The 16090-nt window shown below is 39.8% G+C and carries 16 protein-coding genes; 8 read left to right on the forward strand and 8 right to left on the reverse strand.

Translation table 11 applies throughout. The features are described 5' to 3' along the window. The first annotated feature begins 32 nt into the window (after nucleotides 1–32). Nucleotides 33–2327, forward strand: coding sequence for a glycoside hydrolase family 3 protein (locus tag KIM67_RS05760; protein ID WP_213830399.1), 2295 nt, complete (start codon nucleotides 33–35; stop codon nucleotides 2325–2327). A gap of 20 nt (nucleotides 2328–2347) precedes the next feature. On the opposite strand, the gene hemL is transcribed toward KIM67_RS05760, so the two are convergent. The 4 genes from hemL to KIM67_RS05780 are packed head-to-tail and all read right to left on the reverse strand — an operon-like array spanning nucleotide 2348 to nucleotide 5765. After that, nucleotides 2348–3625: a glutamate-1-semialdehyde 2,1-aminomutase gene (gene hemL / locus KIM67_RS05765; RefSeq protein WP_213830400.1), complete on the reverse strand. Its 1278-nt coding sequence runs from the start codon at nucleotides 3623–3625 to the stop codon at nucleotides 2348–2350. Nucleotides 3626–3669: 44 nt separating this feature from the next. Then, nucleotides 3670–4524, reverse strand: coding sequence for a glucosaminidase domain-containing protein (locus KIM67_RS05770; protein WP_213830401.1), 855 nt, complete (start codon nucleotides 4522–4524; stop codon nucleotides 3670–3672). Then, the gene (locus KIM67_RS05775; protein ID WP_213830402.1) at nucleotides 4521–5426 is read right to left on the reverse strand and encodes a 1-aminocyclopropane-1-carboxylate deaminase/D-cysteine desulfhydrase; all 906 of its coding nucleotides are present in this window, start codon (nucleotides 5424–5426) and stop codon (nucleotides 4521–4523) included. Before KIM67_RS05775 ends, KIM67_RS05770 begins: the two co-directional genes overlap by 4 nt. 9 nt (nucleotides 5427–5435) lie before the next feature. Then, nucleotides 5436–5765: a hypothetical protein gene (locus tag KIM67_RS05780; protein WP_213830403.1), complete on the reverse strand. Its 330-nt coding sequence runs from the start codon at nucleotides 5763–5765 to the stop codon at nucleotides 5436–5438. Between the two features lie 175 nt (nucleotides 5766–5940). On the opposite strand from KIM67_RS05780, the gene KIM67_RS05785 reads away from it, so the two are divergent. The 3 genes from KIM67_RS05785 (at nucleotide 5941) to KIM67_RS05795 (ending at nucleotide 8621) form a co-directional block, all read left to right on the forward strand. Further along, nucleotides 5941–6102 carry a DUF5522 domain-containing protein gene (locus KIM67_RS05785; protein WP_213830404.1) on the forward strand — a complete coding sequence of 54 codons (162 nt, stop codon included), beginning with the start codon at nucleotides 5941–5943 and terminating at the stop codon, nucleotides 6100–6102. A gap of 69 nt (nucleotides 6103–6171) precedes the next feature. After that, nucleotides 6172–6762, forward strand: coding sequence for a DUF4136 domain-containing protein (locus KIM67_RS05790; RefSeq protein WP_213830405.1), 591 nt, complete (start codon nucleotides 6172–6174; stop codon nucleotides 6760–6762). Between the two features lie 101 nt (nucleotides 6763–6863). Beyond that, nucleotides 6864–8621 carry an aromatic amino acid hydroxylase gene (locus KIM67_RS05795; RefSeq protein WP_213830406.1) on the forward strand — a complete coding sequence of 586 codons (1758 nt, stop codon included), beginning with the start codon at nucleotides 6864–6866 and terminating at the stop codon, nucleotides 8619–8621. Here the strand turns inward: KIM67_RS05795 and KIM67_RS05800 are convergent. The 4 genes from KIM67_RS05800 to alaS are packed head-to-tail and all read right to left on the reverse strand — an operon-like array spanning nucleotide 8589 to nucleotide 13457. Continuing rightward, nucleotides 8589–9215 carry a DUF4230 domain-containing protein gene (locus KIM67_RS05800; protein WP_213830407.1) on the reverse strand — a complete coding sequence of 209 codons (627 nt, stop codon included), beginning with the start codon at nucleotides 9213–9215 and terminating at the stop codon, nucleotides 8589–8591. The two genes, KIM67_RS05795 and KIM67_RS05800, sit on opposite strands and share 33 nt — an antisense overlap. 3 nt (nucleotides 9216–9218) lie before the next feature. After that, nucleotides 9219–10163, reverse strand: a complete 945-nt coding sequence (locus KIM67_RS05805; RefSeq protein ID WP_213830408.1) for a GSCFA domain-containing protein — start codon at nucleotides 10161–10163, stop codon at nucleotides 9219–9221. Between the two features lie 9 nt (nucleotides 10164–10172). Then, on the reverse strand, nucleotides 10173–10829 hold the full coding sequence (locus KIM67_RS05810; protein WP_213830409.1) for a hypothetical protein: 657 nt from the start codon (nucleotides 10827–10829) through the stop codon (nucleotides 10173–10175). Nucleotides 10830–10844: 15 nt separating this feature from the next. Then, the gene (alaS, locus tag KIM67_RS05815) at nucleotides 10845–13457 is read right to left on the reverse strand and encodes an alanine--tRNA ligase (RefSeq protein ID WP_213830410.1); all 2613 of its coding nucleotides are present in this window, start codon (nucleotides 13455–13457) and stop codon (nucleotides 10845–10847) included. A 105-nt stretch (nucleotides 13458–13562) separates the two neighbouring features. Between alaS and KIM67_RS05820 the strand changes: the two genes are divergently transcribed. The 4 genes from KIM67_RS05820 (at nucleotide 13563) to KIM67_RS05835 (ending at nucleotide 16083) form a co-directional block, all read left to right on the forward strand. Next, nucleotides 13563–14540, forward strand: a complete 978-nt coding sequence (locus tag KIM67_RS05820; protein WP_163417794.1) for a M23 family metallopeptidase — start codon at nucleotides 13563–13565, stop codon at nucleotides 14538–14540. After that, the gene (locus tag KIM67_RS05825; protein ID WP_213830411.1) at nucleotides 14540–14869 is read left to right on the forward strand and encodes a MerR family transcriptional regulator; all 330 of its coding nucleotides are present in this window, start codon (nucleotides 14540–14542) and stop codon (nucleotides 14867–14869) included. Before KIM67_RS05820 ends, KIM67_RS05825 begins: the two co-directional genes overlap by 1 nt. Before the next feature lie 174 nt (nucleotides 14870–15043). After that, a complete protein-coding gene (locus tag KIM67_RS05830; protein WP_213830412.1) occupies nucleotides 15044–15643 on the forward strand; it encodes a LemA family protein in 600 nt (199 codons plus the stop codon). A gap of 2 nt (nucleotides 15644–15645) precedes the next feature. Further along, entirely contained in the window at nucleotides 15646–16083 is a 438-nt protein-coding gene (locus tag KIM67_RS05835) for a TPM domain-containing protein (RefSeq protein ID WP_213830413.1), read from the forward strand. Nucleotides 16084–16090 lie beyond the last annotated feature (7 nt).

Genomic DNA, 16090 nt, shown 5'->3' on the forward strand with positions numbered 1-16090 from the left:
ATTTTAATTATATTTGTGGCAAAGCGACACAAATGGGCAGTAAAAAACTAAAGAAATGGGGTTGGCGAACACTAAAAGGGATTGCCCTTTTGGTTGGTATATTTTTAATCATAGGAGGATTTTTGTATTTCAGGAATACGGATTACAAGATGCATTCCCTGTTCGTAAACAACGTAGACCTAAAAACTGAACTTTCTAAAGGCAATCTTGAAAATGTAGCGAAGCAGTTGGTTTCCCAAATGGACTTTGAGGAAAAAGTTTCGCAAATGTATGGTGAGAATTATGGTAGCGGCCTTACCAAATTGGCCATCAATATGCTGTTCAACGAGCGGTTCGCCCATATTTATGTAGGTAAAAATGATAGGCTGGGCATCCCACCCTGGGTACTTTCCGATGGTCCCCGAGGAGCAAGGGTATTGGACAAGGACGTTAACGGGGTAACCACATTTCCCGTAGGAATGGCAAGGGGCGCCTCATGGAATCCCGAACTGGAATACGAAATACATAAGGTAATCTCATCAGAAATGCGAGCAAACAAAGTCAATTATGGCGCTACTCCGTGTATTAATCTGTTACGCCATCCCGGTTGGGGAAGAGCCCAGGAAACCTATGGAGAAGATTCATGGTTATTGGGGGAGTTCGGTGTTGCCGCTGTCAAAGGTTTAGAGGATAACAACATAATGGCCTGCCCTAAGCACTTCGCCTTAAATAGTATCGAAAATTCTCGTTGGGTCGTTGATGTAAAAGTAGATGAACGAACATTACGAGAAGTCTATTTGCCACATTGGAAGAAAACAATACAAGATGGAAAACCTGCATCCATAATGAGTGCCTACAATTCGGTAAATGGTGAATTTTGTGGTGAAAACAAATATCTATTAACGGACATTCTTAGAAATGACTGGGGGTTTGAAGGTTTTGTATCTACAGATTGGCTTATGGGACTCTACGATGGTGTTAAAGGTGTAAAAGCTGGTCTAAATGTTGAGATGCCATTTAAACAGGCCTATAAGCCAGAACTATTAAAAGAAGCAATTGAAAAGGGTGAGATTACCGAAACGGATATTGATAAACTTGTGGTGGAATCGTTAAGGACACGGCTCAAATACGCTCTAGGTGAAAATGACAACAATTATACCCATGAAAGTATCGGCAAACAATCGAGTTTGGACCTTGCACGAAAAGTAGCGGAAGAGAGTATGGTATTATTAAAAAATGATGGCATACTGCCTTTTCAACAAAAGCAGGGCAAAACCATAGCGGTCATAGGCAGATTGGCAGATTTGGAAAATACAGGTGACCATGGCAGCAGTGATTCCACGCCTATATACGTTGAAACTCCTTATGAAGGCATCAAAAAACATCATGAAAAATTGGGCAATACCGTAGTTCTAAATGATGGCAATGATTTAAACAGCGCCAAAGAACTTGCAAAAAAAGCGGATGAAGTTATTATGATAGTAGGTTTTACCCATGAGGACGAAGGAGAGTACATTATATTAGACCGTGAAAAAATGGTTGAGTCTGCAAATAATGGCAAAGCTCCTGAAGGGATGATTATTGGGGGTGACCGAACGGACCTTCGCCTTTCCAATTCAGACGAAAACCTCATTGAAGCTATTGCTCCTGAAAACAAAAATTTAGCTCTGGTATATGTTGGGGGAAGTGCCATAGATATGACTTCTTGGGAAGACAAAGTACCAACCATCCTATTTTCATGGTATAGCGGCATGGAAGGTGGTACCGCATTGGCGAACATTTTATACGGAAAAGTGAGTCCCAGTGGGAAATTACCCTTTACCATTGCGAAGGATACCAAAGACTATCCATACTTTACGCCCTACACAAAGGAAATAGAATATGAGTACTACCATGGGTATACCTTATTCGACAAAAAGAGTATTCAGCCAGCTTATGCCTTTGGATTTGGTATGGGCTATACAAATTTCGTTTATGATTCCTTAAAGGTCATCCAACCAAAGCTATCCAAAAGCGATGTTTTGCAAGTGGAAGTCAATGTAACAAATAAAGGGAACATGACTGCAAAAGAGGTCGTGCAACTATATATTGGTTTCAATAACTCCAAGATAGACCGACCTGTAAAATTATTGAGGGATTTTAAAAAAGTAACATTTGCCCCCATGGAAACCAAAAAAATCATGCTGGAAGTAAACGTAGATGATATGGCCTGGTACAACCCTGAAGCAAAAGCATGGCAAATTGAAGCTATGGACTATGAAGTTTATGTGGGTAGTTCTTCAGCAGAGCGTGATTTACTAAAGGCAACATTTTCCGTCCAAGAAATTATGGAAGAAACTTCAAAATAAACAAAAACCAAAATGTTTGATCAAAAAACTTTTTTGACCGCCTCTATAGTGAAATCCAAATCGGCATAACTAATGGCATCGTTTAAAAAATAACTTTCAAAAGCCGAGGGTGGTAAATAAACCCCCTGCTCCAGCATACCGTGAAAGTACTTTTTAAACATATCGTTATTTCCTTTTGCTGAAGAAGTAAAATCAACAACGGGTTCTTCAGTAAAATGAACGGAGACCATACTACCAAAGCGGTTAATTTGGTGGGCAACGCCTTTTTCTGTCAAAACGTTGGCAATACCTTTATGCAGGTATTCAGTTTTCTCGTCCAAGTTTGTAAAAACTTCTGGTTTGTTGTTCAGGGATGTAAGCATGGCCAACCCAGCGCTCATTGCCAATGGGTTTCCGCTCAAGGTTCCGGCTTGGTAAACAGGTCCCTCTGGCGCTAAATGCGACATGATTTCGGCTTTTGCAGCAAATGCACCAACGGGAAGCCCGCCTCCAATTACTTTGCCGAACATAAGGATATCGGCATCGACTCCCAATGCCTCTTGGGCACCTCCTGTTGCTAATCGAAACCCAGTCATTACCTCATCAAAAAGCAACAAAATACCTTCTTTAGTACATAACTTTCGTAACCCATGGATAAATTCTTCCGTAGGTACAATACATCCCATATTCCCTGCTACAGGTTCTATGATGATTGCCGCTATTTCTCCTTTATTGGCTTTGGCCAGTGCTTTTACGCCCTCCAAATCATTGTAATCCGCAAGTAACGTATCCTTTGCCGTTCCTTGAGTTACACCTGGGCTATTTGGACTTCCAAAAGTAACGGCTCCGCTCCCAGCCTGAATCAAAAATGAATCGGAATGGCCATGATAGCACCCAGCGAATTTGATGATTTTATCTTTTCCGGTATATCCACGTGCTAACCGCACCGCACTCATACAGGCTTCTGTACCGCTATTTACAAAACGTATCTTATCAATATTAGGTACCATGGAAACGGCCAGTTTCGCCAATTCGGTTTCAATCTCAGTTGGCATTCCAAACGAAGTACCTTTTTGAGCTTTTTCGACCACGGCATTGATTACGGGTTCATAGGCATGGCCCAAAATCAGTGGCCCCCATGAAGCTATATAATCTATCAACCGGTTATCGTCCTCATCATATAAATAGGCACCTTTGGCTTCTTTTACAAAAATTGGGTCGCCCCCTACCGCCTTAAACGCCCTAACTGGTGAATTTACCCCTCCTGGAATATATTTTTTTGCTTCTTGAAACAAGGCACTGCTTCTTTGGTAAATCATGTATAAAGGATTATAATGGTTGCACTTTGATGTAAAGCCACGTGCTATTTTGATTTTTCTTTTCTGATGTTCAAAACCTGTCCAATAGATAAGTTCGTGGAACGAAGTCGGTTGATTCGCATAAGTTCGTCTACGGATATTTCATATTTTCTGGAGATGGCATATAATGTATCCCCTCTTTCTACAGTATGGGTAAAAACATTATATTTTTTTGGTTTGCGCACGGTGTCCAAGCCAGCATCTACTACCTCATCATCGTACTGGTCCAAATCATAACGCTCAATGAGTGCAATGAGCTTTTGCGGATATTTACGGTCTGTAGCATATCCTGCTTGCCTTAGCCCATACGCCCATTTTTTGTAATCATCCCTTCTGTAATTGAACAGAAACTTATAGCGGGAGCGTGAGGAGAGGAAAATACTATGGTCCCTAAAGGAATACATAGGGTGGTTGTACTTTCTAAAGCACTCACCGCGTTCGTCGTCGTCATGAAAATCGAACTCTCCTTCCCATCCTGTGTGGCATTTAATCCCAAAGTGATTATTTGTTTTGAGGGTCAGCGCTCCTTTACCCGAGCCACTCTCCAAAATACCTTGTGCAAGGGTAATACTGGCAGGAATACCATAGGCTCGCATTTCAAATTGTGCGATTTCTGCAAAGGTCTCGATATATTCCTGGGTATTTGCAATTGGAAACTTCACAAACTTTCCGGAATCTTCGGGCAACACATACAATCCTGAAGCTTCACTATTGCTATCGGAAATCTTGGTGTTTTGGCCTCTGGTTTCTTTGGTTTTGGCAACCGAAGTTTTTCTTTCTCTGTTTGTCGTTCTTTTTTTTGCTCCACAGCTTGCCAACAACAATGCCGTTACCAAAACAAATGCTATTCTCCTGATCATAAATCCAATAACGGTAAATTTTTCTTTTTCAAAACAAGGTTCATTCCTTCTATACCTTGTAATCCTCCCGTATGAATTGCCAAAATACGTGTTCCCTGTTCAAAGACTCCCTTTTTTATCATATCCAGAATACCAAAAAGCATCTTTCCTGTATAAATGGGATCCAATGGAATCTCAGTCTCTTTTTTAAAGGCATTGATGAATTCAATCAAGCGTTCATCAACCTTGGCATATCCACCAAAATGATAATCAGAAATTAAGTTCCAATTCTCATTCTGGACAAATTTAAGAATATCTTCTTTTAGAAAATCACCCTTTAACGCCGGAAATCCCAAAACTGTTTGGTGCGATTGTGCAGAATTGATGAGTCCGGCAAGTGTACCACCAGTTCCCACGCAGCAGCTCACAATATCAAATTGCGCATCTTCACTCGTCAAAATTTCCTCACATCCTTTTACCGCCAATTCATTTGTTCCACCTTCCGGAAGAATATAGCATTCCCCAAAGCTTTCTTTCAAATCATTTAAGAAACCAATGGTATTCTTTTTCCGATATGTACTTCTAGATACAAAATGAAAATGCATCCCATGTTCTTTGGCTAGTTGTAAAGTTGGATTTTCTTGCCATTGTTCCGCCAACTCTTCACCGCGAACAACACCAATGGTTTTTATGCCCGATGTGTTTCCAGCGTAAGCAGCAGCGGCTATATGATTGGAAAATGCGCCACCAAACGTGAGCAAAGTACCATACCCCAACTTTTTAGCTTCAATAAGGTTATACTTTAACTTTCTGTATTTGTTTCCAGAAATAAAAGGATGGATAGTATCTTCCCTTTTAATGTGAAGGGTTACGCCTTTTTCTTTGAGAATGGGTAAATCTACGTTCTGATTTGGAATTGACAAGGTATATGGTTAACGCACCAAATAATTTAAAAAACTATATGGTTTTCTACGTGCAAGATACTCTTTATCATCTTCATTGGCATACGCTTCACGTTCAAAACTAATGTTCTGATAGGCCCTATAACTGTTCAAATAAAGTAATGTCCGCAATAGCCATTCCGTAAAATAGAGAAGATAAAATGGCAGGATGAAGAGCTCTCGCTGTTGCTTTAAATGTATCCTTTCATGATTGATAAGCACTTCATCCGTTTTGAGGGAGCCCTCTTTTAAGATGATAAATGGCCAAAGTGAAAGACCAACATAATTTCGATAAAAGAAATGTTTAAAAACTAAAATCAAACTTTACAATATCAAAAGATTCCTACAAAGGTAACTGTCAAAAATCCATAAAATTGGATGCAATCGATAATAAGCTTGACTATTTCGGTGAACTACGTAAAAAATCCACAAATGGCAAAGTACTGGTCATTTATTTATAATAGATTAATTTTATAGTATCAATGAGTTTTCTAGAATGAAAAAACTGATTCCTTTGGAAGAAGGTGATTTTTACCTATCCAAAGAAGGCTACAAGGTATTTACAGAGAAATATCACCTTAAACGTGGTTATTGTTGCGAAAGCGGTTGTAGGCACTGTCCGTATGGCTTTGACAAAAAAACCAATAGAAGAGCCTAGTTTTCAGAGATTCGGCATAATATTTGTGATTAGTTTAAAGTGACTTGTATTAACCCAAAAAAAATTGATATGAAGAATTTAAAACTGTTTTCCCTAGCTATTTTAGCCATTAGCTTCTTGGCGTCCTGTAGTTCCGTAAAGGTCATTGCGGACTATGACGAAAAAGCCAATTTTCAAACTTATAAGACGTATGCCTTCTACAAAACAGGCATCGATAGAGCCCAAATCTCGGATTTGGACAAAAAACGGATTCTAAAAGCTATAGACGCAGAGATGAGTTCCCGAGGTTTTGTCAAGTCACAACAACCTGATCTTTTAGTAAATATTTTCACTAAGGAACGTGAGCAAGTCGATGTTTATAATAACAACTTTGGTTGGGGCTGGGGTGGCTTTGGCTGGGGCGGTCTCGGCTGGGGTCCAGGATGGGGTTGGGGTCCAGGATGGGGCGGCGGTTTTGGCCCTGATGTTTCAACGAGAACGGAAGGCTCTTTGTATATTGACCTAATCGACAATAAAAATAAAGGGCTTGTTTGGCAAGGCCGGGGTGTTGGCACTTTGAACAACACAAAGAACATTGAGAAAAAAGAACAGCGTATTCGGGAATTTGTGGCAAATATTCTAAAAAAATACCCGCCATCAAATGAGATAGCAGCTAATTAAAATAGATAAACCGCCTAACTGGCGGTTTTTTTGTGTCCACACTCATCGTTTATGCAAAAACACCTTGATTTTGTATCTTTAGGGGATAGTAAAAACGAAACATGAGTTACGAGTCCAATCCCATACTAGATAAGTTACCAAAACATCTAAAACAGTTCATAAAACCACAGAATTATGAGGATTACTCTGCCATTGATCAAGCGGTCTGGCGCTATGTAATGCGGAAAAACGTAGACTATTTAAGCAAAGTAGCCCACAAATCTTATGTAGACGGCTTGTTAAAGACCGGTATATCCATTGACCATATCCCCAATATGTATGGGATGAACCGTATTCTAAAAGAAATTGGATGGGCGGCGGTTGCTGTTGACGGTTTTATACCACCCTCAGCATTTATGGAATTCCAGGCTTATAATGTGCTTGTCATTGCCTCGGATATACGACAATTGGAACATATTGAATACACTCCAGCGCCAGACATTATCCACGAAGGGGCCGGACATGCACCTATTATCGCCAACCCAGAATATGCGGAATATTTAAGGCGTTTTGGGGAAATTGGCAGTAAAGCAATATCTAGTGCCAAGGATTATGAACTCTACCAAGCGGTGAGACATCTTTCTATCATAAAAGAAGCTGCCGGAACACCACAAGATGAAATTGATACCGCTGAAAAACATATTGAGGAACTTCAAGAGAACATGGGCAAACCCAGTGAAATGGCCCTCATACGCAACTTACACTGGTGGACTGTAGAGTATGGATTGATTGGCTCACCAGAAAATGCAAAAATTTATGGAGCCGGATTGCTATCGTCTATTGGAGAAAGCAAATGGTGCATGCAGAGTGATGTAATAAAAGAGCCCTATACCTTGGAGGCCGCCAATATAGCTTTTGATATTACAAAACCACAGCCCCAACTTTTTGCAACTCCTAATTTTGCGCATTTAAGTCAAGTTTTGGAAGACTTTGCCAATACGATGGCTCTACGCACCGGTGGTCTTTCTGGAGTACAAAAACTGATTGACTCCAAAGCGCTCGGAAGCATAGAACTAAGCACGGGAATACAAATATCCGGACAGTTCAACTCTGTTATTGACCACAATGGAAAACCTATTTACCTACGAACCGTTGGCCCAACAGCACTATCTTATCGAGAAAAAGAATTAGTAGGGCACGGTACGGAACAACATCCTGAAGGCTTTGGCTCCCCTGTCGGAAAGCTAAAAGGCATCAATCTTGCCATAGAAGATATGAGTCCGCGCGACTTAAAAGCCTATAAAATATATGAAGGAGAACAGGTATCGTTGGAATTTGAAGGGGGAGTTACCGTTGAGGGCACCATAGTTACAGGTACACGTAACCTTCAAGGAAAAATAATTTTAATAACGTTCAAGGATTGCAGGGTAATGCATGATGGAACGCTACTGTTCTTGCCAGATTGGGGATTGTACCATATGGCTATTGGCCAAGAAGTGGTTTCTGCATTTAACGGTCCTGCAGATTTAAACAGCTTTAATCTCATCACGCACGAACTTACAGAAACTACGATCAAGTCCAAAAAGAGTAAAGAAAGAGCACAATTGGAAGTTTATTACAAACAGATAAGAGAATTTAGAGAAGGTAAAAATACCACCATTTCCCGTCACAAGGTGTTTCAGGAAATAAAAAAAGAGCATCCTAACGATTGGTTATTACCTACGGAACTTTATGAGTTGGCCAAAAAAAGTAGTGATGAAGATTTCCAGAAAGAGATTATAGAGCACTTGGAAACCGTAAAACAACATAATCCTAAAGTGGGTCATTTGATTGATGACGGACTGAGCTTAGTCGACCATAGTTTTTCCCATAGCATCTAATTGAGTTGAAGAATCAATTTGTTTTTGATTGTATACCAACTTCCAGCCCAAGGAATTTGTAAGCACATAGAGTTTTGAAAGTTCGCTGACCAGCCTGTTTTCGGCGTTGGATTTTAACGACGATGCTTCAATCTTTTTTAGCAATGAAGATTTGACCGTATTTTTAATTTTGTTGTAATCACTGGCACTAAAAGGGTTCAGGTAATCTGCAGATACATCGTAGTATTCAAAATCAGGATTTATTTTTATCTCAGGTTCTGGAATGGACTTAATGTAAATCGTCTTTTCTGTCTCTTCTATTTCATAATCCACTTGGGAAAGGTCATATGCAATAGCAACCTCAGCATTCACTACGACCAAAGCTTTTTTGTCGGCGGAAATGAGTGAGCCAAATAGCTCTTTCGAATCCTTGTAATTGTAAACTTCGGCGAAATGGCCCTCGGTAACAATAAGCTTGGAAACATTTTTCAATTCTTCTTGAATGAGCAACGAACTTTCTTTTAAGACCGCCTTTTCCTCCTTATCGTCCGTACAGGACTTGTAAATCAATACCGATGCCAGTGCGATCAATGCCCCAAACAGTACTTTTTTCATGTTTTAGAATTGAATGAAGGGATACTTTTTTTGAAGATAGGCAATTTTGGCTTGAAGTGAAGCCGTGAACTTTTGATGTGCATTTGAATCGGGGTTAAAAGGTCTGTGCAATAATCCTTTTTGAATGGTTTCCACTTCCCCCATGCTGGAATATGCTTCTTCAGCAATCCATACCCATTTGAATTTCTCCCATATATAATCTATAGCAAGTTGATTGGGGTGCACCATATCCTTTTCATAAAAGCGATAATCCCTTAGTTCGTCCATCATGATTTCATAAGAAGGGAAATAGGAAATAGTTTGCTTTTCTTTTACGTGATGGAGTGCATTTATCAGATTTGCTTTACTTCTTTGGTTTTCAATAAAACCATCTTTTAGATGGCGGACAGGGGAAATCGTGAAAATTAATGTTGCTTTCTCATTGACGGATTGAATCAAATCAATCAATCGTTCCAAACAATCTTGAATAGTCTTCACCGACAATAATTCTTTTGAAAATTGTTTTTGCGGTACTTTATGGCAATTGGCAACAATGCTATCGCTTTCAGTATTCCGATATACCCAAGCAGTCCCTAAGGTAATAATGATGTGACTAGCTTCTTTTAACTGATTTTTGGTTTGATGAAGTCCGTCATTTAGATTCTGAAGCAATGCTGTTTTCGATGTAGCACTGCAATCGGAATGCGCATCAAAACACTTCCAGATTTCTTGATGCTCAAAAACCTCGTTCTCGTGATACATTTCATCATGTAAAGCACGCTCTATCAAATTTTCAATAGAAAGCGGATGAAATAAAATTCCGAAGGGGTTTTGAACTTGTTGGAATTTATAATGGTTAAGTTTTTGACCTATATTTTCCACAAAACAGGAGCCTAGTAGCAATATCTTACTTTGATAATCAATTTGGGCTTCCTCCTTTTTTAATGGAACTATAGTCTGTAATTTCATTTAGATAGGTTACTTGCAATTATCTATGCTTTCTATCATTTTTTGATATTGATCTTCAAGCTGATTCTCTATTTGCACCATAAATTCGAGCACTCTTAAAAATTCTTGCATGGAACCGCTTCGTAAAGCATTTGTAGCGTTCTCCAGTTCAATTTTTACCAAGTCCTGTGTATTGTACAATCCTTGAAGACCATAAAGACAATCGTATCCAAACTCATGGAATATACCTGTGGATTTTGCAACATCCCATGCTATACTGCTCAAATCCGTAATCTCGAGATTTATAAAAGCATCTACGTGATACTCGTAAAGTTCATCATCTGTCTTAACAGAATCAACACCTCTGATCTGTGATGGATACCTTTTTCTTAATTCGTACATTACGGAAGGAACAAGAAGTAGATTTTTGTTATCCATCTTCAAGCTGTCCATTTCGGCAAAAAAAGAAGGTATTTTTTGATTAAGGTTTCTATTAACAACTAACTCTTCCAAATTAGCCTCCAACTCTCCTTTTATCTTGGTCAATGCTATCTCTTTATCATTCTGAATTGTTTTTGAAGCATTCCAATCGTTAAACCAAATTGCAAGATTGATTCCCACAAAAATCAAGAATATCTCACCCAAGATATATTTCCAGTTAATCGTCTTTACTTTGAAAAACCGCATAACCCATAGAATTTCCTAAATCATTTCCCTGACGCTTTTAAGTGCGTCTTTAATTCCGGCCGGATTCTTACCTCCAGCGGTAGCAAAAAACGGTTGTCCACCACCTCCCCCTTGAATATGTTTTCCAAGTTCACGGACAATGTTCCCTGCATGTATTTTTCTATTGGTCACTAATTCTTTGGAAATGTAACAGGACAACAACGCTTTTCCATCATTTTCAGCTGCGAGCAATAAAAACAGGTTATCCAACTGCCCGCCAATTTCAAAGGCAAGGTCTTTGATTCCCGCTGCGTCCAAATCAACTTTTTTAGCTAAAAATCGAACGCCATCCACATCCTCCAATTCTGAAATTAAATCATTTTTAAGTCCTTTTGCCTTATCCTTCAAAAGTTGCTCCACTTGTTTCTTTAGACTAGCATTCTCTTCTTGCAGGACGTTGACAGCCTTGACCGGGTCTTGGGCATTGTTCAGTAAATCCTTAATTTCAAAAAGCATTCTATTGTTCTTAAAGTAGAACTCTTTGACAGCATCCGAGGTAATCGCCTCAATCCTTCGAATTCCCGCTGCAACAGCACCTTCGGATACTATTTTAAAGTGCCAGATATCACCTGTATTTTTTACATGTGTACCACCACATAGTTCAATGGACTGACCAAACTTAACGGTACGTACCGTGTCCCCGTACTTTTCCCCAAACAGTGCCATTGCCCCCTGCTCCATAGCTTCCTTCAATGGAATATTTCTATTTTCTTCGAACGGTAATTGTCCTTCAATACGGGCATTTACAAAATTTTCTACTGCGCGTAGTTCATCTACCTTCAGTTTTGAGAAATGTGAAAAATCGAATCGTAAATATTTGGAATGTACGGCCGAACCCTTTTGTTCCACATGCGTTCCCAGAACTTCTCTCAAAGCTTGGTGCAACAAGTGCGTGGCCGTGTGATTGCTTGCGGTACGCCATCGCTGTTTTTTATCGACAATTGCCTTAAAAGTTCCCGAGGTATCCTTTGGTAAATTTTTAGCGAAATGTACGATTTCGTTATTTTCTTTTTTGGTATCGACAATATAGACAACATCACCATTTGGAACTTCCAAATACCCCTTATCACCTACCTGCCCCCCTCCTTCCGGATAAAATGGAGTTAGGTTAAATACCAATTGAAATTGATCACCGTCTTTTTTACTATTGACCTTTCTATGCTTTACGAGCTTGACATCCGCTTCTAAACGATCATAACCGATAAACTCTTGCTCCGAATCCTCCATTAGAACGGTCCAATCTTCCTTGGACACTTCAGAAGCAGCCCTTGATCGATCTTTTTGGGCTTTTAAGGCTTTTTCGAAACCTGTCTTATCCAGTTGGTATCCTTTCTCATCAAGAATCAAAGCAGTTAAATCAATTGGAAATCCAAACGTATCATAAAGTTCAAAGGCCTTGTGGCCATCTATGATCTTTGCTTTAGAAGATTTTATGACCGAATCCAATAGCACCAATCCCTGCTCCAACGTACTTAAAAAAGAATTTTCTTCTTCCTTCACCACATTCTCGATCAATTGATATTGTTCGCGAAGTTCTGGAAATGCTTTGCCCATAATTTCGGACAACACCTTCACCAATCGGTAAATGAAGGGTTTGTTTGTACCCAAAAATGTGAAACCATATCGAATGGCCCTCCTTAAAATCCTGCGGATAACATAGCCCGCACCGGAATTACTCGGCAATTGTCCATCCGCTATTGAAAATGCTACGGCCCTAACATGATCCGCCACAACTCGTATGGCAATATCCGTTTCTTCATCCTTGCCATATTTACGCCCTGTTATGGTTTCTATCTCATGAATCAATGGGGTAAAAACATCGGTGTCGTAATTGGATGTGACCCCTTGTAAAACCATACAAAGTCTTTCAAAGCCCATTCCCGTATCCACATGTTTTTCTGGAAGGCTTTCCAAATTTCCATCGGCCTTTCTGTTATACTGCATAAAGACCAAGTTCCAGATTTCCACAACTTGTGGATGATCTTGATTCACTAACGAAGCACCAGAAACTTTTGCTTTTTCTTCTTTGGGGCGAATGTCCACATGAATCTCCGAACAAGGGCCACAAGGACCTTGGTCACCCATTTCCCAGAAATTATCTTTTTTGTTCCCCATGATTATTCTATCCTCGGGAACAATGGCTTTCCATAACGCAAAAGCGTCTTTGTCCATCTCCAAATTATCGGCATCGTCACTGCCTTCAAAGACGGAAACATATAAACTATCTTTGTCTATACCGTAGACTTCTGTCAACAGTTCCCAAGCCCACTGAATCGCCTCTTTTTTAAAATAATCGCCAAAACTCCAATTCCCCAACATCTCGAACATGGTGTGGTGATAGGTATCTTTTCCCACTTCCTCTAAATCGTTATGCTTACCACTGACCCGCAGGCATTTTTGACTGTCAGAAACACGCTTGGATTTAGGAACGGAATTCCCTAAAAAATACTCCTTAAACTGGTTCATTCCCGCATTGGTGAACATTAATGTTGGGTCATCTTTCATAACCATTGGTGCGGAAGGAACTATTTTATGGTTTTTCCCTTTAAAAAAGTCTAAAAATTGAGTTCTAACTTCTTGGGATGTCATCGGAATTGCTAGGGTTTTATTAAATTTAACAGTTTAAGCAAAACAATTTTTATATTTGCTTGTTTTCATTAGAAAGAAAGCGCAAAAATAGGATAAAATCCCTTCATGTCTAAAGTTAAATACTATTACGATCCAGATACACTTTCATATAGAAAGATTGAACCTAAAAAGTCCAAGAAGTATCGCAATTTGTTTCTTTTCATAGTAGGAGCGGCTTTATTTGGATTTTTAGGGCTTGTCATACTACTGAACACTAGTCTTTTGAACACGCCTAAAGAGCTTTCTCTGGAACGTGAGGTGAACAATTATGAGCTTCAGTATGAAATCCTGATGAAGAAGATGGAGCAAATGGAGCAAGTGCTCGCCAATATTGAGGATAGGGACAACAATATATATCGATTGTATTTTGAAGCTAACCCTATACCGGAAGAACAACGAAAAGCAGGTTTTGGTGGTATCAATCGGTACAAATCCTTGGAAGGCTTCAATAATTCCGAAATTATAATCAATGCTACCGAGCGGTTGGATATCATTCAAAAACAGATGGTAATTCAGTCCAAATCTTTGGATGAAATTGCCAAACTTGCCGAAGAAAAAGAAAAGTTATTGGCATCCATACCTGCCATTCAACCTGTACGTAATGAAGACTTAACTCGAATGGCTTCTGGTTACGGATGGCGTTCCGACCCTTTCACCAAGGCAAGAAAAATGCATTGGGGCATGGATTTTACCGCTCCCAGGGGCGTTCCCATCTATGCAACTGGAGATGGAACGATCAAACGTGCCGACAATGGCTCGTCCGGATACGGAAAACACATTAGGATAGATCATGGATATGGCTATATGTCACTGTATGCGCATTTGAGCAAATACAATGTTAGTAAAGGCCAAAAGGTAAAACGTGGCGATTTGATAGGTTTTGTTGGAAATACAGGACGCTCTGAAGCCCCCCACTTACATTACGAGGTCTTTAAGGACGGAGAGCGCATCAATCCCATTAATTTCTACTATGGAAGTTTAACGGCGGAAGAGTTTGAAAACATGCTCAAATTCGCCAACCAAGAAAACCAATCCCTGGATTAATGCATATAGACCTTCCCGAAAAACGATATTACGGCATTGGCGAAGTGGCAAAAGCATTCAATGTAAATACTTCGTTGATTCGGTTTTGGGAAAAAGAGTTTGATGTACTCCAACCAAAAAAAAATGCCAAGGGCAATAGAAAATTCACTCCACAGGACATCAAAAATTTACAGTTGATCTATCACTTGGTCAAAGAACGAGGCTTTACCCTTGAAGGTGCAAAAATTCATTTAAAGGAAGAAAAACAAAAAACACTTTCTAATTTTGAGGTCGTACAAAAATTACAAAAAGTAAGAGCCGAGCTTTTAAAAATTAAGGAACAACTTTGAAAAGGTAGAAATACGAACGAGGTCAGAAGTCAGAAGTCAGAAGTCAGAAGTCAGAAGTCAGAAGTCAGAAGTCAGAAGTCAGAAGTCAGAAGTCAGAAGTTAAAAATTCAAGTAAAAGCGTAACAAAAAAAACCAATAACACACCTATCTACTAACACTAAATAAACCAAAAAAATGAAAAAAGGCATCATTGCTGTAATCGTACTCGTTGTACTGGCAGTAATCCTTGGCGGATGGTACGTAAGAACGAACAATATGCTTGTAGATATGAAAGGACAAGCTACAAAACAATGGGCCAATGTGGAAAGTTCGTATCAACGAAGGAGTGACTTAATTGGCAACCTCGTTAAGACCGTACAGGGAGCGGCAGATTTTGAGAGGGGAACTTTAAAAGACGTTATTGAAGCTAGAGCAAAAGCTACTTCTACCACCATTGATGCCAATAATATTACACCAGAACAACTGGCCCAGTTCCAACAGGCACAAACAGGTCTTTCCTCGGCACTTTCCCGACTTTTGGTCACCGTAGAGCGTTATCCCGATCTAAAATCGAACCAAAATTTTCTGGAACTACAATCCCAACTGGAGGGCACGGAAAACCGTATCAACGTAGAGCGCAATAGATTTAATAATCTTGCCGGAGAGTACAATATAACCATCGAACAAATACCGACCAATATTATTGCGGGCATTGCCAATTTCGACCGTCTTGCCTTGTTCAGTTCCAATCCAGGTGCAGAAAATGCTCCTGATGTAAACTTCGAATTCGATTGAGCATGTCGCACGTAGAGGAGTTTTTAACCGCAGAAGAGGAACAGGAAATCATCGCGGCCATACAGGAAGCCGAGAAAAACACATCTGGAGAAATACGAGTCCACCTCGAAGCATCTGCTAAAATCGACCATTTTAGTAGAGCCCAGCAAGTGTTCCACTTTCTTAAAATGGACAATACCAAAGAAGAAAACGGAGTATTGCTATACGTTGCAGTAGATGATAGAAAGTTTGTTATTTATGGTGATAGAGGCATTGACCGTGCCGTATCTAAAGACTTCTGGAACTCGACCAAGGACATTATTGCCGAACATTTTAAAAAAGGAGCTTTTAAACAAGGTGTAGTAGAAGGCATACTAAGGGCCGGAAAGGAATTGGAAGAACACTTTCCTTGGGACCATAACGACACCAATGAACTCAGCGATGCGGTATCCAAAGGGTAGGCCTCCC

The sequence above is a fragment of the Flagellimonas sp. 389 genome, from assembly GCF_018449435.1.
Lineage (GTDB): Bacteria > Bacteroidota > Bacteroidia > Flavobacteriales > Flavobacteriaceae > Flagellimonas.